The 291-nt window shown below is 66.7% G+C and carries 1 protein-coding gene; it reads left to right on the top strand.

Annotated elements, in window-relative coordinates; all coding sequences use genetic code 11:
- The first annotated feature begins 23 nt into the window (after positions 1–23).
- A complete protein-coding gene (locus H7U37_RS15400) occupies positions 24–239 on the top strand; it encodes an S-layer homology domain-containing protein (RefSeq protein ID WP_243414360.1) in 216 nt (71 codons plus the stop codon).
- Positions 240–291: the final 52 nt, after the last annotated feature.

Genomic DNA, 291 nt, shown 5'->3' on the forward strand with positions numbered 1-291 from the left:
TCAGCCGCGAGCAGCTGGCGACGATGCTGTACCGGTACTTCGGAAGCCCCGAGGTGAGCGAGGAGGCGCTGAGCTTCAGCGACGCGGATCAGGTGTCCGAGTGGGCGTCTGCCGGCGTGCGCTGGGCGGTGTCCAACGGCGTGATCTCCGGGAAGGGGAACAACGTGCTTGACCCGCAGGGCAGCGCGACCCGTGCGGAAGTGGCCCAGATGCTCTACAACTACAGCAAGATCGGCTGAACAGCGGAGCTGCCGTAAGGCAGGCTGAGAGCCGGTAAACGGCGGAGCCGCC

The sequence above is a fragment of the Pseudoflavonifractor phocaeensis genome (assembly GCF_016901735.1).
Classification (GTDB): Bacteria; Bacillota; Clostridia; order Oscillospirales; family Oscillospiraceae; genus Pseudoflavonifractor_A.